The 19,383-nt window shown below is 73.5% G+C and carries 17 protein-coding genes; 6 read left to right on the forward strand and 11 right to left on the reverse strand.

Features of this window, described 5'->3' with window-relative positions:
• The first annotated feature begins 53 nt into the window (after positions 1-53).
• Together EV383_RS29885 and EV383_RS29890 are read left to right on the forward strand one after the other, a co-directional pair.
• The gene (locus tag EV383_RS29885; RefSeq protein ID WP_130293412.1) at positions 54-1,358 is read left to right on the forward strand and encodes an ATP-binding protein; all 1,305 of its coding nucleotides are present in this window, start codon (positions 54-56) and stop codon (positions 1,356-1,358) included.
• A gap of 28 nt (positions 1,359-1,386) precedes the next feature.
• A complete protein-coding gene (locus tag EV383_RS29890; protein ID WP_130293414.1) occupies positions 1,387-2,436 on the forward strand; it encodes a tetratricopeptide repeat protein in 1,050 nt (349 codons plus the stop codon).
• Between the two features lie 6 nt (positions 2,437-2,442).
• Here the strand turns inward: EV383_RS29890 and EV383_RS29895 are convergent, their stop codons facing one another.
• The gene (locus EV383_RS29895; RefSeq protein ID WP_423213675.1) at positions 2,443-3,234 is read right to left on the reverse strand and encodes a pyridoxamine 5'-phosphate oxidase family protein; all 792 of its coding nucleotides are present in this window, start codon (positions 3,232-3,234) and stop codon (positions 2,443-2,445) included.
• A gap of 313 nt (positions 3,235-3,547) precedes the next feature.
• Between EV383_RS29895 and EV383_RS29900 the strand changes: the two genes are divergently transcribed.
• A complete protein-coding gene (locus EV383_RS29900) occupies positions 3,548-4,720 on the forward strand; it encodes a globin domain-containing protein (protein ID WP_130293416.1) in 1,173 nt (390 codons plus the stop codon).
• 54 nt (positions 4,721-4,774) lie between these two features.
• Here EV383_RS29900 and EV383_RS29905 read toward each other — a convergent pair whose 3' ends face one another.
• The 4 genes from EV383_RS29905 to EV383_RS29920 all read right to left on the reverse strand — a co-directional run bounded on the left by EV383_RS29905 (position 4,775) and on the right by EV383_RS29920 (position 8,975).
• Positions 4,775-5,584: a TauD/TfdA family dioxygenase gene (locus tag EV383_RS29905; RefSeq protein WP_130293418.1), complete on the reverse strand. Its 810-nt coding sequence runs from the start codon at positions 5,582-5,584 to the stop codon at positions 4,775-4,777.
• Between the two features lie 76 nt (positions 5,585-5,660).
• A complete protein-coding gene (locus tag EV383_RS29910) occupies positions 5,661-6,485 on the reverse strand; it encodes an ABC transporter permease (protein ID WP_130293420.1) in 825 nt (274 codons plus the stop codon).
• Complete coding sequence (locus EV383_RS32800; RefSeq protein WP_130293422.1) at positions 6,482-7,423, reverse strand: ABC transporter permease; 942 nt, start codon at positions 7,421-7,423, stop codon at positions 6,482-6,484. Before EV383_RS32800 ends, EV383_RS29910 begins: the two co-directional genes overlap by 4 nt.
• Before the next feature lie 7 nt (positions 7,424-7,430).
• On the reverse strand, positions 7,431-8,975 hold the full coding sequence (locus EV383_RS29920) for an ABC transporter substrate-binding protein (protein ID WP_130293424.1): 1,545 nt from the start codon (positions 8,973-8,975) through the stop codon (positions 7,431-7,433).
• 176 nt (positions 8,976-9,151) lie between these two features.
• Between EV383_RS29920 and EV383_RS29925 the strand changes: the two genes are divergently transcribed.
• A complete protein-coding gene (locus tag EV383_RS29925; protein WP_242623370.1) occupies positions 9,152-10,462 on the forward strand; it encodes an MDR family MFS transporter in 1,311 nt (436 codons plus the stop codon).
• Positions 10,463-10,619: 157 nt separating this feature from the next.
• Here EV383_RS29925 and EV383_RS29930 read toward each other — a convergent pair whose 3' ends face one another.
• From EV383_RS29930 to dnaK, 4 genes are all read right to left on the reverse strand, one after another.
• Positions 10,620-11,093, reverse strand: a complete 474-nt coding sequence (locus EV383_RS29930; RefSeq protein WP_130293426.1) for a heat shock protein transcriptional repressor HspR — start codon at positions 11,091-11,093, stop codon at positions 10,620-10,622.
• 5 nt (positions 11,094-11,098) lie between these two features.
• The gene (gene dnaJ, locus EV383_RS29935; RefSeq protein ID WP_130293428.1) at positions 11,099-12,322 is read right to left on the reverse strand and encodes a molecular chaperone DnaJ; all 1,224 of its coding nucleotides are present in this window, start codon (positions 12,320-12,322) and stop codon (positions 11,099-11,101) included.
• A 102-nt stretch (positions 12,323-12,424) separates the two neighbouring features.
• Entirely contained in the window at positions 12,425-13,168 is a 744-nt protein-coding gene (gene grpE / locus EV383_RS29940) for a nucleotide exchange factor GrpE (protein ID WP_130293430.1), read from the reverse strand.
• A complete protein-coding gene (dnaK, locus tag EV383_RS29945) occupies positions 13,165-15,033 on the reverse strand; it encodes a molecular chaperone DnaK (protein WP_130293433.1) in 1,869 nt (622 codons plus the stop codon). Before dnaK ends, grpE begins: the two co-directional genes overlap by 4 nt.
• Positions 15,034-15,346: 313 nt before the next feature.
• Here dnaK and EV383_RS29950 point away from each other — a divergent pair, with 313 nt between their 5' ends.
• Both EV383_RS29950 and EV383_RS29955 read left to right on the forward strand, forming a co-directional pair.
• A complete protein-coding gene (locus tag EV383_RS29950) occupies positions 15,347-17,017 on the forward strand; it encodes a hypothetical protein (RefSeq protein WP_130293435.1) in 1,671 nt (556 codons plus the stop codon).
• Complete coding sequence (locus EV383_RS29955; protein WP_130293437.1) at positions 17,014-17,955, forward strand: ESX secretion-associated protein EspG; 942 nt, start codon at positions 17,014-17,016, stop codon at positions 17,953-17,955. The genes EV383_RS29950 and EV383_RS29955 overlap by 4 nt, the downstream gene beginning before the upstream one ends.
• Here the strand turns inward: EV383_RS29955 and EV383_RS29960 are convergent.
• Positions 17,871-18,302 carry a hypothetical protein gene (locus tag EV383_RS29960; protein ID WP_130293439.1) on the reverse strand — a complete coding sequence of 144 codons (432 nt, stop codon included), beginning with the start codon at positions 18,300-18,302 and terminating at the stop codon, positions 17,871-17,873. The genes EV383_RS29955 and EV383_RS29960 overlap by 85 nt on opposite strands.
• Before the next feature lie 58 nt (positions 18,303-18,360).
• Positions 18,361-19,383 carry a C40 family peptidase gene (locus tag EV383_RS29965; protein WP_130293441.1) on the reverse strand — a complete coding sequence of 341 codons (1,023 nt, stop codon included), beginning with the start codon at positions 19,381-19,383 and terminating at the stop codon, positions 18,361-18,363.

The raw sequence follows: 19,383 nt of genomic DNA on the forward strand, positions 1-19,383 counted from the left end.
AGTCTGTTCCGCTCAAGTGACCGAATTTCGCGAGACCGGCGATACTGGGTCCGATGAGCGAGGACCCGCTTCTGACCAGCCTGCTCGCGGCCGTCGCCGCCGCTCCCGGGGACGTCCCGTTGCGCCTGCACCTCGCCGAGCGGCTGGCCGACGCCGGACGCGTGCCGGAGGCGTTGCAGCACACGACCGCCGCCCTGGCCGCCGAGCCCGGTCACCCCGGGGCGATCGCGCTGCTGCAACGCCTGACGACGGCTCTGACCACGGGTTCCGCTCCGACCACAGCGACCACCGCCGACGAGCCGGCCCTTCCCGTCGCCGACGCCCCGGCCGATCCGCCGGCGGACGAGCCGGTCGAGGAGCCCCACGAGCCCGCCGGCTTCGACTGGGCCCGCGCCGAGGAGCAGGTCGCCGACATCGCCGAGCCGGTGTCGGCGTTCGACGACGGCGGCGGGCCCGGCGGCAGCGGCGACTCCGACGTCGAGTGGGCCGAGCGCCCCGACGTCCGGCTCGACGACGTCGGCGGGATGGAGCACGTCAAGTCCCGTCTGGAGCTGTCGTTCCTGGGCCCGATGCGCAACCCGGAGATGGCGAAGGCGTTCGGCAAGCGCCCCGGCGGCGGGCTGCTGCTCTACGGCCCGCCCGGCTGCGGCAAGACGTTCCTGGCCCGGGCCGTGGCCGGCGAGCTCGGGGCGCGGTTCTCCGAGATCGGGATCGCCGACGTGCTGGACATGTGGACCGGGCGCAGCGAGCGCAACCTCGCGGAGATCTTCCGGACCGCGCGGCGCAACGCCCCGTGCGTGCTGTTCCTCGACGAGGTCGACGCGCTCGGGCAGAAGCGCTCGAACCTGGCGCACTCCGGGAGCCTGCGCAACACCGTCAACACGCTGCTCTCGGAGATGGACTCGCTGTCCGGGCGCAACGACGGCGTGTTCGTCCTGGCCGCGACGAACCACCCGTGGGACATGGACCCGGCGCTGCGCCGCCCGGGGCGTTTCGACCGGATGCTGCTGGTCCTGCCCCCGGACGCGCCCGCCCGGGCCGCGATCTTGCGCCACCACCTGCGCGACCGCCCGGTCACCGACCTGGACCTCGACCGCGTCGTCCGAGCCACCGAGCACTACTCCGGCGCGGACCTGGCGCACCTGGTCGACACCGCCACCGAGCGCGCGCTGGCCGAGTCGATGCGGTCGGGCAAGGTCCGCTCGCTGACGACGAAGGACCTCGTCGCGGCCGCGCGGGAGGTCACCCCGAGCACCGGCCCGTGGTTCTCCACCGCCCGCAACGTCGCCCTGTTCGGCAACACCGACGGCAGCTACGACGAGCTGGCGGCGTACCTGAAGAAGAACCGCAAGGCATGAGCCCCGAGAGAAGCGGAGCGGAACGAGCATGAGCGGGGACCCCCGCTCCCTCGTCGAACGCGCCGAGCACCTGCGGGCCGTCGGGCGTCTCGACGACGCCGAGCGCACCGTCCGCGAGGGGCTGACGGAGTACCCGCAGGACCCCGGGCTGCTCCGTGGCCTGGCCGTGCTGCTGCTGGCCGCAGACCGCGACCGGCCGGACCGGCACGAGGAGGGACTCGCCGCCGCCGAGGCGGCGTGCGCGGCCGAGCCGGACGCCGAGCACCCGCACCGGCTGCGCGCCCTGCACCTGTCGATGCTGAACCGGCACGGTGAGGCGCTGGAGGCCGGCTACCGGGCCGTCACGCTCGCCCCCGACGACCGCTACGCCGCCACCGGCTACGCCCGTGTGCTGCAACGGGCCGGGCGCCTCGCCGACGCCGCGCAGGTCGCCCGCCGGGTCGTCGACCTGGCCCCGCTGGAGGCCGGCTCGCACTTCCTGCTCGCCGACGTCACCAGCGACCTCGGCGACCGGACGACGGCGCGCGCCGCCTACACCGAGACGCTGCGTCTCGACCCCACGCACGCCGGCGCCCGGCACGACCTGGCCGTCCTCGACGCCCGCTCGCACCACCCCGGACGGGCCTTGGGCGGGCTCGTCGACGCCGGGCGGCTCGCGCCGGGGGAGACCGGGGTGCTGCGGACCGTCGCCGCCGTGCTCTGGCAGCTGTCCTGGCGTCTGCGGCTGGTGCTGCTGGTGTCGGTGTTCGTGGTGCTGGCCCTGTCCGCGCGGCCGGAGGGCGGCACGGCGGGCGCCCGGATCGGGGCGGTGGCGGTGCTGCTGGTCGGGGCGCTGCTGGCTCGCTACGAGACCCGCGAGCTGCCGAAAGGGGCCTGGCCGGTGATCGTCGCCGCGGTGCGGGCGGACCGGCCGCTGGCCGTGACGTGGGTGGCGCTGGGGCTGTGCGTCGCGCTCTACGTCGCGGTCGCCGTCACCGGGATCGGGGTGCTCGCCGGTGTGGTGTGGATCGTGCTGCTCGGCCTGGCCCTGCTCGCGGTGATCGTGGGCGCGACCCGTCGCCACCGCACCCGGCACTGAGTCCCCTCAGCGGCGTCGCAGCGCCTTGGTGGCCCCGCCGGAGAGGTGCGTGGTGGACGGGAACCGACGGCGGGGCGGGCGCGTCACGCGGGCCGGTGTGCCCTTCGCGCCGAAGAAGTCGCCGCCCTTGCGGGCCGGGTCGTCGGTGCCCCAGTCGCGCTTCTGCGTGACCCGCTCCATCCGCGGGATGTGCTTGCGGCAGTGGATGTAGGCCTCCTCGACGTCGACCACCACCCACCGCTCGGCCCGCCGTCCGGGGGCCTGATCCCGCGCGTGCTCCGGGTACTCCACGCGGAAGGCGTCGTCGTCGAGGATCCGGGTGCGGCCGTTGACGTGCAGCCCGATCAGCGACTCCACGAAGTCCACCATCAGGATCCCGACGTGACCGTTCTCGGCGAGGTTGCCGAGGCTGGCGAACACGCCGTTGCCGCGGTACTCGGGGTAGGCGAGCGTGAACTCGTCGAGCACCTGCAGGAAGCCGGGCGGTCCGGCGCGCAGGGAGTTGTCGCACTCGCCGTGCGAGTCGGCGGTCGCGATGAACGCCATCTCCATGCGGCCGATGAACTCGACCATGCGCGGCAGCAGGCGGTCCCGGACCTGGTCGTCGTAGAAGCGGCCGGCGCGGGCGACGCTGCCGAACTGCTCCTGCAGGGTGTGCTCGCCCTTGGAACCGGGCGTGGGACGCGGCTCGGGTTCGGGGGCCGGGCGCGCGGGCGGGGTCACCGACGGACGGACCGGGGCGGAGACGACCGGCCGCTTGCGCGGGCCGACCACCAGAGCGGGGGTTCGCAACGGCACCCCGATACGGTGCCATCCCGACGTGGGATCACCAAACGGTCGGCCGAAGCGACACAACGGCACCGGGACGTCGGCAAGGGGAGGCGCGGACGCTATTCTGTCGGCGGCGCACCCCACGCCATGACGAGTGAACCCGTCCCCGAACGGATGAAACCGTGACCATGCGTCCGATCACCGCCGGATCTTTCCTCCGGTTGCCGCTTGCCATACCGGCGAACGGCGGAGTTCGCGTAGCGTACCGCGCGAGCACCCGAGTGACGACGAGCGGCCCGGGGACGGGGACGAGCACGACCGAGGAGAGTGTCGGCCAGGCATGACCGCTGATCAGCTGATCGCCAGGGACGTCGCCCCGCCCAACCGGCCGGCCACCGAGGCCGAGCGCACGGTCGAGCTGATCCGGGCCAGTTTCGCCGCCGTCGAGCCTCAGGCCGACGAGCTCGGCAAGCACTTCTACTCGACGTTGTTCACCCGCGCCCCGGAGACCCGGGACCTCTTCCCGGTCAACATGGAGGTGCAGCGCAGCCGCCTGCTGCGCGCCCTCGTCCACGTCGTGCAGATGGTGGACCAGCCCGACGACCTGGTCCCGTTCCTGCAGCAGCTCGGCCGCGACCACCGCAAGTTCGGCGTGCTCTCCCAGCACTACGACGCGGTCGGCGAGGCGCTGCTCTCCGCGATCGCCACCTACGCCGGTGACGCCTGGACCCCGGAGATCGAGAAGGCCTGGGTCGGCGCCTACGGCACCGTCGCGAACGCCATGCAGCAGGCCGCCGCCGCCGAGCGCGGCCCGGCGTCCTGGATGGGCCGCGTCGTCGACCACCGCCGCATCGGCTGGGACCTGGCCGTGGTGACGATCGCGACCAGCGAGCCCGTGCCCTACCAGGCCGGTCAGTACGTCAGCGTCGAGACGCCGCACCGCCCGCGGCTGTGGCGCTACCTGTCCCCGGCCAACGCCCCGCGTCGCGACGGGACCATCGAGTTCCACGTGCGCGCGGTGGAGAACGGCTGGGTCAGCCGGGCCGTCGTCGCCCACACCCAGGTCGGCGAGACCTGGCGGATCGGCCCGCCGATGGGCCGGATGGCCGTCCCGGACAACGCCGACCGCGAGCTGCTGATGATCGCCGGCGGTACCGGCGTCGCTCCGATGAAGGCGCTGCTCGACGAGGTGCGCCGCCGTCCGAACCCGCCGCGCACCCAGGTGTTCGTCGGTGGCCGGACGTGGGAGGACCTCTACGACTTCACGGCGCTGCGCAAGCTGTCCTACAGCGAGCCGTGGCTGGACGTGATCCCGGTCGTCGAGACCGAGGAGGAGGCCTCCGGCGCCGAGACCGGCACCCTGGCCGACGTCGTCACCCGCTACGGCGCCTGGGCCGACCACGACGTGCTGGTCTGCGGCTCGCCGTCGATGATCCGCTCGACCGTCTCCCGCATGCTCGTCGCGGGCACGCCGCTGGACCGGATCACGTACGACCCGTTCACGATGGACTAGGCAGCACCACGACGAACGCCGGACGGCCGGGCCTGTGGCCCGGCCGTTTGTGAGTCAGAAGGCCTCGCTGCTACGGACCGACAGGACGTGCAGGCGGCGCTCGCCGCGGAAACCGTCGCGGCCGTGCAGGAAGCGGTAGTTGTCCAGCGCGAACAGGTCCCCGCCCTCGAGCCGGAACCGCGGCGCGACCTCGAACGCGGTCGCCAGCACGTCGGCGTAGGTCTCGATGTGGGCCAGGTGGGCGTCCCAGCCGGGCACCCGCGGCACCGGCATCGCGTAGTCGCTGGCGCGCACGACCCGTCGTCCACCGCGGGTGTGCTCGACCATGCGCCGCACAAGCGGCGTGAGCGGGACGCCGCGCGGCGGGTCGACGCGGCTGCCGAAGAAGTCGACGTCGACACCCGTCAGAAACGCGTGCAGCTCCGGGAGGTGCTCCCGGATCGCCTCGACGAGCGCGTACCCGTCGACCAGGACGGAGTCCCCGCCGGAGTCGGCCGGGTCGCCGCAGTGCATGTAGAGGTAGTCCTCGTCCGGGTCGCGCAGCCGCGTGGTCCGGCCGTGCACGTCGACCTGGAGGTAGGCGCCGTCGGAGTGCAGGCCCAGCGGCGGGGAGTCCACGCCGCCCTGGGGACGGATGCCGAACAGCTCCCGCAGGTTCCCGCCGAGCGTCACCGCGGCCGTCGTGACCAGCTGCTCCGGGTCGTCCGGAAGCCCGCGGACGATCACCGCGCCCTCGGCCTGCAAGGCCCTGCGCGCGTCGTCGACGCCCGTCCGGATCGGGACCACACCCACCCCGTCGAGCATCTCCTTGAGCTCCGGGCGCACCGTGCCCCGGCGCCGTCCACCCGCGTCGGTCTCCGCCACGTTCTCTCCTGACGTCGTCGTCGCGCGAGCCTGTCGCACATAGCTCGCAGGAGCAGCCTACTGTCCGATACCAGGATCAGGCACCGTTCCACCGCCTTTCGAGCAGGCGGCCCAGCACGGTGACCAGGAGAGCGGTCCCGACGATCGCGACGGCCGGCAGGAGCACCAGCTGCGGCGCGACGAACATGTACTGGCGGCCCTCGTCGAGCATCGCGCCCCACTCCGGCGTGGGCGGCTGCACGCCGAGGCCGAGGAACGACAGCCCGGCCAGCGAGAGCAGCACGTTCGCGAACCGCAGGCAGGCGTGCGCCGTCAGCGGGCGCAGCATGTTCGGCAGGACGTGCCGGAACGCGATCCGGAACGGGCCGGCGCCGACCGCGACCGCACCCTCGACGTACTCGCGGCTCCGCTCGCGCAGGGTGAGCTGGTAGGTCAGCCGCGCGAACGGCGTCCATCCGGTGAGGACGACGGCCAGCAGCAGCGTGTCCAGACCGGGCGGCCCCTCGCTCGCGGCGACGACGACCAGTCCGACGACGATCGCCGGGATCGCGACCAGCACGTCGACCATCCGCTGGAACGCCTGGCCCACGGCCCGTCCGGCCGACGCGGCGAGCACCCCGAGCAGCGTCCCGGCGACGGCGCAGATCACCAGCGCGACCATGGTGAACCCGACCGAGAGCCGGGTCCCGGCGGCGAGCCGGGCGAGCACGTCACGGCCGAGCTGGTCGGTCCCGAACGGGTGTGCCGCCGACGGCCCGGCGAACCGTTCGGACAGGTTCGTGGTGATCGCGTCCAGCGGCAGGGCGGCGAGCACCACCAGCAGCACGACGGCCGTGACCACGGCGATCCGGGCGGGGTGACGGGGGCGCCACCACGGCATCGTCACGGCGACGGCCGTCATGTGGCCGTGCTCCGGCCCACCGGGTCCAGCGCGAGCTGCAGCCCCTCCGCCGCGATGCTCGCCAGCGCCGCCACCGCGACGACGGCCAGCAGCCCGGACTGTACGACCGGCAGGTCCTGGCCGACGACCGAGTCGTAGAGCAGCCCGCCGAGCCCCGGCACCGCGAACACCACCTCGACCACGACCGCACCACCGAGCAGGCCGCCGAAGAACAGCCCGGACAGCGACGTCACCGACGTCAGCGCGAGCCGTCCGCCGTGGCGCCAGAGCACCGCCCGCTCCTCGATACCCTTGGAGCGGGCGACCATGACGTGCGGGCGCGCGAGCGCGTCGACGGTCTCGGCGCGGGTGAGCTGCGCGGCCAGCGCCGCCGGGAACGCGGCCAGGGTGAGCACCGGCAGCACCGCCTGCGCGACCGACCCCCACCCGGTCGCCGGCAGCACCGGCAACGCGACCGCGAAGACCAGGACCAGCACGGTGCCCAGCACGAACTCCGGCGTCGCCACCCCGAGCACCGACGTCGCCGTCACCGCCCGGTCCAGCCGTCCGCCGGGGCGCCGCGCCGACCACACCCCGGCCGGGATGCCGGCCAGCGCGGCCAGGACCAGCGCCGCCGCCGTGAGGACCAGCGACACCCCGAGCGCGGGGAACAGCAGGCCCGCGACCGACGTCCGCGTCGTGAACGAGTTGCCCAGGTCGCCGACGACGACGTGCGAGAGCCAGCGCCAGTACTGGGTCGTGAGCGAGGCGTCGAGACCGAACTCGAGCCGGATCGCGGCCAGCACCGCCGGATCCGGCTCGGCCTCGCCGAGCCGGCTGCGCAGGATCGCGCGAGCGGTGTCCACCCCGGCCATCCGCGGCAGCAGAAAGATCAGCACCGAGGCCAGGAACAGTACGACCGGCAGCGCCAGCAGGCGACGAGCGAGCACGGCGCTCACGCCGCACTCATTCCGTCTTCGCCAGCCCGGCCGTCACCAGCGTCTTGGCCAGCGGGTCGACGGTGTAGCCGGTGACCTTCGAGCCGACGCCGTTGGCCTGGGTGTGCACCAGCGGGACGCCGACGGCGTCGGTGTTCAGCTGGGCGGCCGCGCGCTGGAAGATCTCCTGGCGTGCCGCCGGGTCGGTCGTCGTGCCGAGCGGGGCGATCAGGGCGTCGAAGGCCTGCGAGCAGTAGCGGTTGATGTTGTAGGAGCCCTGGCAGGAGTAGTCGCTGGTCAGCGTCGCGCCGGCGTCCGGGACGTCGAGCAGGTAGCTGCGCGAGAGCAGGTACATCTGGTAGCGCCCGGCCAGCAGGTCGGGCTCCTTCGCGTCGTAGTCGGCGACCTGGATCGTCGCCTCCACCCCGACAGCACGCAGCATCCCCTGCACGGCCGTGGCCAGGGTGGGGAGCTCGGCGCGGTTGGCGTAGGTCCCCAGACTCACCCGCAGCGGGTTCTGCGGCCCGTACCCCGCCTGGGCGAGCAGCGCCTTCGCCCCCTCGACGTCCGGTGCGGGCGGGCGCTCCTGCGACCCCCACGCGACGGCGGGGCCGAACAGCTCCGACGCCGGGACGGCGGACCCGGCCAGGGCCTGCTCACCGAGCGCGGTCCGGTCGATCGCCTTGGTGATCGCCTGGCGCACCCGGATGTCGCGGAACGGCGGCGCGGACTGGCTCAGCAGCAGCGAGTCGGTCCGCGGCGAGGCGACCGTCTGGTTCACGAACCCGTTCGACCCGGTGAACTCCAGCGCCGAGGACTCGGGCAGCTCCTGGGCGATGTCGACGTCGCCGGCGCGCAGCGACAGCGCGCGGGCCGCCGGGTCGGAGACGTAGTTCGCGGTGACGCCGGCGAGCTGCGGACGACCACCCCAGTAGCCGTCGAAGCGCGCCAGGGTGGCGCTCTGGGTGCCGTTGACCGCGGTGATCCGCATCGGGCCGGTGCCGGTGTCCTGGACCTTCGGCGGGTTCGACGCGTACGCCGACGGCGCCAGGATCGCGGCGTTGGAGCTGCTCAGGCGCAGCGGCAGGATCGGGTCCGGGGCCGTGGTGGACACCTTCACCGCGTCCGCTCCGTCGGCGACGGCGGTCAGCCCGATTCCCTTGATCGCCCGCGGCGGGGCGCTGACGCCGGCGACCCAGGTCAGCGCCTTCACCACGGCGGCCGGGTTCAGCGGCGTCCCGTCCTGGAACGTGACGTTCGGCCGGAGCACGAACCGCCAGGTCCGCGGGTCGGTCCGAGCCCACTCGGTGGCCAGCGACGGCCGCGCGACGCCGTCCGCGCCGGAGGCGACCAGCGACTCGCTGACGCCGAGCTGCGACACGACCAGCGCGTCGTCGGTGTCGATGCCGTAGCCGGCGCCGGGCGCGAACTGCATCGCTATCGTCAGCTGTGCGTCCGGGACGACGGTGCCGGAACCGGCCCCGCCACCCCCGCAGGCCGTCACGAGAGCGAACGCGGCACAGGTCAGGACGACGCCGACGCGTCGACGGCGGGTGGGAAGAGCGGCAGGCATCGCGGGGGTGGGCCTCTCGGGAGAACCGGGGAGATCGGGCAGGGGCGCCGGTGTCTCCGAGCGCCCGAGAGATCGTCTGCAAGGCTGCGCAGACCGTCAATAGATGTGCATCAACGCGCATATGTAGTAGCTGCCACAATGTCGCACCAATCGGGCACGGCTGCTACTAATGGACGGTGGTGAAGATCAGCCCCCGGACGGCCGCGTCGCCGGACCTGGACCCGGTCCGTCCTCGCAGGTGGCGGCCCCGTCAGATCACCCAGCTCGCGGCCCTGCCGCCGGTGATGCGGCTGCTGGTGCTCACCCAGCTCGCGTTCAACGTCGGCTTCTACATGGTGCTGCCGTACCTCGCGACGCACCTGGCCGAGGACCTCGGGCTCGCCGCCGCGATGGTCGGGCTCGTCCTCGGGCTGCGGACGTTCAGCCAACAGGGGCTGTTCGTCGTCGGGGGAGCGCTCGCCGACCGGTACGGGCCGAAGCCGGTCGTGCTGGCCGGATGTGCGCTGCGCGTGCTCGGGTTCGTGCTGCTCGGGCTGGCCGGGTCGGCGACGGGGGTGATCGCCGGGGCGCTGCTCACCGGGTTCGCGGCGGCGCTGTTCTCGCCGGCGGTGGAGTCGTCGCTGGCCCGCGAGGCCGGGGAGCGTGAGCGTTCCGGTGAGGGCCCGGCCCGTTCCGAGGTGTTCGCGCTGTTCGCCGTCAGCGGGCAGGTCGGGACCGTGACCGGTCCGCTGGTCGGGACGGCACTGCTGCTCGTCGACTTCCGGCTGGCCTGCATGGTCGCGGCGTTCGCGTTCGTCCTGGTCGGGCTGGCGCATCTGCGCTGGCTGCCCCGCCGCCCGGCCGCACACGCCGGCGAGCCGCTGCTGGCCGGGTGGTCCGAGGTGCTGGCCAACCGCCGCTTCCTCGCCTTCGCCGCGGGCTACTCGGGCTGGCTGCTCTGCTACAACCAGCTCTACCTGGCCCTGCCCGACGAGCTGCGCCGCGCGACCGGCGGGCAGTCCGCGCTGGGCTGGCTGTTCGTGCTGTCCTCGGTGATGGTCATCGGTGGCCAGCTGCGGATCACCGGCTGGGCGCGCTCCATCGGGCGTGGACGCGCGATCGTGCTCGGCTTCTCGCTGATGGCGCTGGCGTTCGCCGCGGTCGGGGTGGCGCGGCTGCTGCCGGACCCGCCGTCCTGGGCGGTGCTGGTGCCGGCGGTGGCGATGGTCGTGCTGCTGACGCTCGGCGAGATGCTCGCCGTCCCGGTCGCGCAGGACCTCGTCCCGCGACTGGCCGGGGAACGACGCCTGGGCGCCTACTTCGGCGTGCTGTCCTCGGCCGGCGGGGTGGCGGTCCTGATCGGCTCGACGGCCGTCGGCGCGCTCCTGGACCCGTCCGTCCCCGCCGCGGTCCCGTTCTTCGTCCTCGCCGCCGTCCCGGTCGCGGGGGCCCTGGTCCTGGCCACCCTGGCCCGCCGGGGAGCCCTGGCCCCCGCCACCCCGGCCTGAACCCGTCCCGATCCAGCGAACGGCACGCTCGTCGCAAAGGTTCCGACGACAGTGCCGCCGGCTGGACCCGGGGTCCCTCCGGAGCGCGCCCCACACACGAACGAGCGGCACGCTCGTCGGAAAGGTTCCGACGGGCGTGCCGCTCGCTGGGTGAGTGTCAGTCCTTGCGGTCGGGGTGCCAGACGACGAGGGCCGAGCGGCGGTCCACCGGGACCAGGTCGCGGCGGTAGGACTGGTGCACCGCCGCCGCGGCCTGCTGTCCCGCGGTCCGGGCGGCGGCCAGCTCGGCGGTGAGCTCGTCGAGGCGTTCCCGCAGCTCACCGACCATCTGCTCCAGCTCGATGATCCGCTTCACCCCGGCGAGGTTGACGCCCTCGTCCTGGGACAGGCGCTGAACCTCGCGGAGCAGGGCGATGTCGCGCGCCGAGTAGCGACGCCCGCCGCCGGCCGATCGGCCCGGGCTGACCAGCCCGAGACGGTCGTAGCTGCGCAACGTCTGGGCGTGCAGCCCGGCGAGCTCGGCGGCCACGGAGATCACGAACACCGGACTGTCCGCGCCGGCGCCGGGCGGGAGCCCGGTCTCGGTCGGGCGCGGACCGTCACCGGCACCGTGCCCCCGTCGTGCCGCCACCGCCGTCACCTCCCAGCGTTCCCGAGCAGGTCGGCCCGGGGGTCGAACGACTTCGTCGCCTCGGCGTAGGCCTGCAACGCCTCGGTCGCCGCGTCGTCCAGCTTCTGCGGGACGGCCACCTCGACCGTGACGAGCAGGTCGCCCTTCTTGCCGTTCTTGCGCTCCACGCCGCGTCCGCGCACCCGCAGGGTGCGGCCGCTGGTGGTGCCCGCCGGGATCTTCAGCGACACCGTCGCGTCCAATGTCGGCACGGTCAGGGTCGCACCCATCGCCAGTTCGGGGAAGGTCACCGGCACGGTGATCACCAGGTCGTCGGAGTTCTTCGGCGACCGCGCGAGCACCTTGTGCGGGTTCACGTGGACCAGCACGTAGAGATCACCCGCGGGTGCGCCGCCGCGTCCGGGCTCGCCCTGGCCGGCGAGCCGGACCTTCTGCCCGTCGGTCACGCCGGCCGGCACGCGCACGGTCAGCGACCGGGTGCGCGAGCTGACGCCGTCGCCGCGGCACTCCGGGCACGGGTCGTCGATGATCCGGCCGGTCCCGCGGCAGTCGCGGCACGGCTCGGAGAACGCGAACGACCCCTGGCTGCGGCTGACGAGGCCGACGCCGTTGCAGGTCGGGCAGCTCCGCGGCGTGGTCCCGGGCTTGGACCCGGTCCCGCCGCAGCGCTCGCAGCGCCCCGGGGCGGACAGGCGGATCGGCAGCGTCGCGCCGCGCACCGCGTCCTCGAACGAGATCCGGACCTCGCTCTCGACGTCCGCACCGCGCTGACCGCGCGGAGCACCCGCGCCGGCGCCACCCCGTCCGGCCTGGCCGAAGATGCCGCCGAGCAGGTCGTTGATGTCGGTCGCTCCACCGCCACCACCGCGCCCGGCCTGACCGAAGAGATCACCGAGGTCGAAGCTCTGCGAGCCACCGCCACCGGGGAACCCTCCGCCGGTGCCGGGGAAGCCGCCCCCGCCGAAGCCCCCGCCACCGAAGCCGCCACCACCGGCGAACATCTCGCGGGTCTCGTCGTACTCCTTGCGCTTGTCCTTGTCGCCGAGCACGCCGTAGGCCTCGGAGACCGTCTTGAACCGGGCCTCGGCCTTCGCGTCACCCGGGTTCGCGTCGGGGTGCAGTTCGCGGGCCAGCTTGCGGTAGGCCTTCTTGATCTCATCCGCGGACGCCGTCTTCGAGACACCCAGATCTTTGTAGAAGTCCTTCTCGATCCAGTCGCGCTGGGTCACCGCGCCTCCTCTCCGACTTCGGCTCCGGCCCGGCTGCTGCCGGACCGGAGCCTCGCGTCCACGTCGATATCGATCACCGGCCCGAGGCCGGGTGTGCCGGCCTCAGGCCGGGTTCTGCGGCTCGCCCGAGCCGGGTCCGCCGTCCGCGGGCTCCGCCCCGCCCTCGGCCGCCTCGGCGACGACCTCCGGCGCGACCTCGTTCTCCGCGCGGTCCTGCACCGTGACCATGGCCGGGCGCAGCACCCGGTCGGAGATCCGGTAGCCGCGGCGCAGCACCGCGGTCAGCACCGTGACGGTCGGCCCGCTCGCCTCGGCCGGCTCGTGCTGGACGGCCTCGTGGATCGCCGGGTCGAACAGCTCGCCCTCGATGCCGAACGGCTCCAGGCCGAGCTTGTTCACCACGCCGACGACCTTGTCGGCCGCCGACTTGAACGCACCGGTGAGGTCGCCGTGCTGCTCGGCCCGCTCGAAGTCGTCGAGCACGGTCAGCAGGTCGGAGACGAACGAGACCTTGGCCGAGAGCTGGGTGCTCTCGCGGTCCCGGTCGGTCCGGCGCCGGTAGTTGGCGTACTCGGCGGAGACGCGCTGCAGGTCCGCGGTGCGCTCGGCGACCTCGGCCGTCAGCTTCTCCACCTCGGGGTCGGCGCCGTCGCCCGGCCCGGCCGCCGGGCCGGGAGCGGTCTCGCTCCCGGCCTCGGCGGTGACGCCGTCGCCGGCGCCGTCCGGGCGTGCCTCGCCGGTCACCGGGTCCACCCTGCGGCGGTCCCGGATCGTGACCGGCTCGTCCTGCTGCTTGCCGTTCTCACTGCCGACCGTCCTGTCCTGGGGAAGGTCGCCGGTGCTCACTTGGTGCCCTTGTCCTTGTCGTCGTCGTCCACGATCTCGGCGTCGACCACGTCGTCCTGACCGGACTGGGCGCCACCGGCGGAACCGGCGTCACCCTCGGCGCCGGGGGCGCCGGCGTCGGGCTGCTGGGCGTAGAGCGCCGAACCCATCTTCTGCGACTCGGTGGCGAGCTTCTCCACCGACGCCTTGATGGCGTCGGAGTCGGTGCCCTTGAGCGCCTCCTGGGTCTCCCCGAGGGCGGCGTTCACCGAGTCCTTGACCTCGGACGGGAGCTTCTCGTCGTTCTCCTTGACGAACTTCTCCGTCTGGAAGACGAGCGTCTCGGCCTGGTTGCGGGTCTCGACGTCCTCGCGACGCTTGCGGTCCTCGTCCGCGTGCGCCTCGGCCTCCTGCACCATGCGGTCGATCTCGTCCTTGCCGAGGCTCGACCCGCCGGTGATCGTCATCTCCTGGCTCTTGCCGGTGCCCGTGTCCTTGGCGGAGACGTTGACGATGCCGTTGGCGTCGATGTCGAAGGACACCTCGATCTGCGGCACGCCACGCGGGGCCGGCGGAAGGCCGGTCAGCTCGAACATGCCGAGCTTCTTGTTGTAGGCCGCGATCTCACGCTCGCCCTGGAACACCTGGATCTGCACCGATGGCTGGTTGTCGTCGGCCGTGGTGAAGACCTCGGAGCGCTTGGTCGGGATCGTGGTGTTCTTCTCGATCAGCTTGGTCATGACGCCGCCCTTGGTCTCGATGCCGAGGGACAGCGGGGTGACGTCGAGGAGCAGGACGTCCTTGACCTCACCGCGGAGGACACCGGCCTGCAGCGCGGCGCCGGCGGCGACGACCTCGTCCGGGTTGACGCCCTTGTTGGGCTCCTTGCCGCCGGTGAGCTCCTTGACCAGCTCGGTCACGGCGGGCATGCGGGTGGAACCACCCACGAGCACCACGTGGTCGATCGAGCCGACCGGGATGCCGGCGTCCTTGACGACCTGGTTGAACGGGTTGCGGGTCCGCTCGAGCAGGTCCGAGGTGATCTTCTGGAACTCCGCGCGGGACAGCGTCTCGTCCATGAACAGCGGGTTCTTGTCCGAGTCGACCGTGATGTAGGGCAGGTTGATGCTGGCCGAGGACGAGCTGGACAGCTCGATCTTGGCCTTCTCCGCGGCCTCGCGCAGCCGCTGCATCGCCATCTTGTCCTTGGTCAGGTCGATGCCCTGGGCGGACTTGAACTTGTCCACCAGCCAGGTGACGATCCGCTCGTCCCAGTCGTCGCCGCCGAGGTGGTTGTCGCCGTTGGTCGCCTTGACCTCGACGACGCCCTCCGCGATCTCGAGCAGCGAGACGTCGAACGTGCCGCCACCGAGGTCGAAGACCAGGATGGTCTGCTCCTTGTCGCCCTTGTCCAGGCCGTAGGCCAGAGCGGCCGCGGTCGGCTCGTTGACGATCCGGAGCACGTTGAGGCCGGCGATCTGCCCGGCCTCCTTGGTCGCCTGGCGCTGGGCGTCCTCGAAGTAGGCCGGCACGGTGATGACCGCGTCGGCGACCTCGTCGCCCAGGTAGGCCTCGGCGTCGCGCTTGAGCTTCTGCAGCACGCGGGAGCTGATCTCCTGCGGGCCGTAGGTCTTGCCGTCGATGTCCGGCGTCTTCCAGTCCGTACCGATGTGCCGCTTCACGGAGCGGAACGTGCGGTCGGAGTTCGTGACGGCCTGGTTCTTCGCCGACTGGCCGACGAGAACCTCACCGTTGCGAGCGAACGCGACCACCGAGGGGGTCGTGCGGGACCCCTCCGAGTTCGCGATCACCGTCGGCTCGCCACCCTCGAGGACAGCGACGACGGAGTTGGTGGTCCCGAGGTCGATACCGACCGTACGAGCCATGGTGACTGCCTCCGTTTGTATCTTGCGTACTTCAGGTCTGAGTGTGCTCGGCTCAAGTTGTAGCAGAACGGGGAGCGCCGATCGCATCGGGCTTGAGTACGTCCTGCTCAACTTGCTCGTACCCGGTCCAACGGGCGGGCATGCAGAGTTGTTCCCACCCGGCTCAACTTTCTCCGGACCGGTTTCCGAGCTGCGACGACATGCCGTGCGTTCACCGATGTGAACGATCCGCGGCCGCGTCCGCCGATCCGGCGTCGCCCGGTCCCGGCCGTCCCTACCGTGCCTCCGTACGCCGCGACGAGGAGGGGACGCGATGGCCGAGCCGGGTGGGTCGCAGGGCTTCAACTGGCACGACGTCCCCGTCGTCGACTGGTTCCTGCCCGATCCCGAGCCGTCGCAGGGCGTCGCCCTCGAGGACCTTCCGGGGGTGGACTGGTCCGGGTGGAGCCTGAAGGACAAGATCGCCTGGACGTCACAGGGGAGCGGCGCCCAAGCGATCGACTCCACCCACGGCGCGCTGGACGACCTCGGCGGGCGGTTCCGTGACTCCGACGGACAGGTCCGCCGTCAGCTCGGCGAGATGCAGGTCGGGTGGCAGGGCCGGGCCGCCGGGAGCGCCACCGAGGCCCTCACGCAGGTGGCCGCGGCCGGCGGGGCGAGCGGGGACGCCTCGGCGCAGGGCACGGTCCCGGTGGGCACCTACGGTCACTCCTTCGATGGGCTGAAGAACAAGTTCACCTACCACGAGGGTCCTCTGACCAGCGCACTCGGCGACTGGGCGCCGGCCGCGCAGTCGGTGCTCCCGGCCCCGATCCTGGCCGGCGCCGGCGTCACCGACCAGGTGGCCCAGGTCATGATGAACGCGTCCGAGGGCAAGCGTGCCGACCACCTGCTGCAGGCCCACGAGAGCGCCGCGCGCGTGGCCGTCCAGGCCTTCCCGACCTCGACGCCGTCGTCGGGACCGCCCGGGGGGCCCTCGGCTCCCGCCGGGAACGGGTCCGCGGGGGTCGGCGGGGGGATCAGCACCGGAGGCGGGTCGGCGGCGACCGGGGGCGGTGGTGCCCCGTCCGCCACCCCGGTCACTCCGGCTCCGTCCGCCCCCGACGGGGGATCTCCGACCCCCGCGGCACCGTCCGTGGCGAACGGACCCGGCACCGACGGGAACGGAGCGGGCGACGGCGCGAACGGGAACGGGAACGGCGGTGGGAACGGGGCCGGACGTATCGACGCTCCACGTGCGAACGATGCCCCGGCGACCCCGTCCGCACCGGACGCGCCCGGCAACGGCAAGGGCGGCGACGACGGTAGGGGCGGGAGCGACCGCACGACGGCACCGCCGCCGCTGGCACAGGCCGAGGTGACCGCCCCGTCCGCGGGGACCGGGGCCCCGAACGTCACCCCGCCCGCGCCCTCGTCACCCACCACGCCCGCCCCGGGGGCACCGACGGCCGGCGTCCCCGCCTACGTCCCCGGCGCCGTGCCCCCGTCCGGCTCGAACGGCGGCATCGGGCGCACACCGTCGCTCCCGTTACCCCGGTCCGGCTCCGACTTCGGCTCCAACCTGCTGCGCAACCAGCCCGGACGGGTCCCGGGCGCCGGCGGGACGGGCGCGTGGGGCGCGGAACCGGCCCCCCGGGCCGGCGGACCGGGCACCGGATGGAGCGGCAGTGGCTCGGGCGGGGGCTCGGGCGGGGGCTCGGGCGGGGGCTCGGGCGGCACCGGGCAGGGCGGTCCCGGTCGCTACGGCGGCGCGGGTGTCTCCGAGACCGTGCCGGGCCGCGGGATCTCCGAACCGGCGCCCGGACGGTCCGGCACCGGGACGAACGGCGTCACGCCGATGGGCGGCATGGGCGCCGGCGGGCGGGGCTCCGACCAGGACCACCGCAACCGCTACCTGCTGCCGAGCAGCGAGGCGTTCGACCTCGACCTGCAGGCCACCCCGCCGGTGCTCGGCGCCGAACCCGACGAGGAGGACGAGCGATGACCGTCGGTCGCGGACCGGGCAGGGGCACCGGGAGCAGCACCGGGAGCAGCACCGGGAGCAGCACCGGCGTCGGCACCGACTGGTCCCGGGCCACCGTCCTCACCCTCGTCGAGGCCGACGTCGCGTTCGACGTCCTGGGCATCGACACCCCACCGGCGGCGCTGGACCCGCCGCACCACGGCCGGTCGCTGCCCGAACGCGCCCGGATCGTCTCCGGCACCGTCGACCGTCTCCGGGCCCGAGGGCTCGACCCGGGTCGCGACACCGACCTGGCCCGCGACCTGCACCTGCTCGCCCGGCCCGCGCTCTCGCTGGACCTGCTGCACCGTTACCGGGCCCTGCTCGGTGCGGTCGTGGCCGTCGACGGTGCGGACGCGGTGCTCGCCGTCCGGCACGAGGACGAGATCGCGCTGCTCCGGGTCCCGCCGGATCGGGCGGCCGAGGCCCTGGTCGACCTGCTCGGGCCGCTCACCCCGGCGTCCGGCTCGACCGTCCGGGTTCCTGCGCGGGTGCTCTCCGAGGCGGTCCGCGACGCCGGTGACGACGCCGACCGGCTCGTCGTCGAGCTGATGCGGCGCGGGATGACCGGCACCGCAGCCCGGGCGCTGGTGGCCACCAACGACGACGTCGACGCGCTCGCCCAGATCGGGGCGAACGTCCGTACGCCGACCGGGCAGCGTCGCGGCCCCTACGTCCTGACCGTCCAGCACAACGCGGCCGGGCACCACCGCCAGCGGCTGCGGGCCCGGCCCGGGGAGGACGACGTCGTCGAGGCCGGGCCGATCGACCGGGCGCGGCTGTTGTTCGAGGTCGACGAGCTGGTCGCCACCACCCTGGACGGGCCGGACCCCCGCTACCGCCGCGGCGCCGGGCGCGGCTCGACCCGCCCCGCGGACGCCGGCGGGATCGGGTCCTGGACGGGCGCCAGCACCCGCTGAGTCTCGGGGTCGGCGACCGGGCGGCCGTCGGCGTCGTGGAACTCCAGGTGCCCGTCCGGGGCGAGGTCGGTGTACCAGCCCAGGGCGTCGAGCTGGTCGTCGTCGAGGTCGGCGACGAGCTCCCGCCGCGCCGCACCGACCTGGTACTCCGGCCAGGTCAGGTGCCCGTAGGCGTCGTGCAGGTCGGCCAGCAGACCGGTGAACACCTGCTGCCAGCGCAGCGGCATCGACTGGGCGACCGACCGGGGCACGACCAGGTAGTCCTCACCCGCGGAGCCCGGGGCGGGGCGGTCCAGGTAGTCGCGCAGGGGTGTCGTCGAGGCGGCGCGTCCGGTCGGGTCGGGCATGGCGCCATGATGGCGCAACCGACGGGACGCCCGCCCGGGAGGGAGATCGACTCCGGGGTCAGGCGGGGCTCGCCGTCGTCCCGGGGCGGGTGGCCAGGGGGACCAGCTCCTCGTAGTCCCAGGGCACGGGCTTGACCCGGACCGGGTTGTCCTTGTTCGGCGCCTCCACCATCTGCCCGTCGCCCATGTAGAGCACCACGTGGTGGATCGTCGACGGGTCGGACGGGTCGGTCGCGTAGAACAGCAGGTCACCGGCCTGCGCCTGCTTGACCGGGACGTGCGCGCCGGCGTTGTACTGGTCCTGCGAGACCCGCGGCAGGGTGAGCCCGGCGGCCTGGAACGCACGCAGCATCAGCCCGGAGCAGTCGTAGGAGTCCGGGCCGGTCGCGCCCCAGACGTAGGGCTTGCCGACCTCCTTGAGCGCGAACGAGATCGCCGTCCCGGCCGCGCCCGGCGGCAGCGCACCGGTCGGCGCGGTGCCGCAGCCGGTCGGGTTCGCGACGTCGCCGACCTGCTCGACGAGGCTCGCGGCCAGGCCCTCCCACTTGGCGTAGGCGTCCGGGAAGGCCGAGCGCTGCACGATCTGCGCGGCGTCGGTGACCGGCATCCGCTCCCAGCCCGGCACCTCCATCAGCCGCTCGAGGAAGATCGTCGTGCTGTATGCCGGATCGGTGACCTGCGCCGGGGTGCCCCAGCCCTGCGACGGCCGCTGCTGGAACAGCCCGAGGGAGTCCCGGTCGCCGTAGTCGATGTTGCGCAGGGTGGACTCCTGCATGGCGGTGGCCAGCGCCACCAGCCAGGCCCGCGGCGGCGCCCCCATCCCCTTCGCGACGCCGATGATCGCCTCGGCGTTGGCCCGCTGGTCCGGGCTCAGCGTGTCGATCGTGGTGCCCCCGCCGCCCCCCTCGCCGACGGTGCCGATGCCGGTGTCGCACGTCGTCGACCCGCGGGACTGGTTGTTCAGGTTCGGGCTGAACGCCAGGAACCCGACGGTCAGGAACAGCACCAGCACCGCGCCGATGGCGACGATCGGCAGCAGCAGCCGCAACGGCCGCAGGCTCCGGGTCAGCGGGGTGCTCAC

This window comes from Pseudonocardia sediminis, from assembly GCF_004217185.1.
GTDB lineage: Bacteria > Actinomycetota > Actinomycetes > Mycobacteriales > Pseudonocardiaceae > Pseudonocardia > Pseudonocardia sediminis.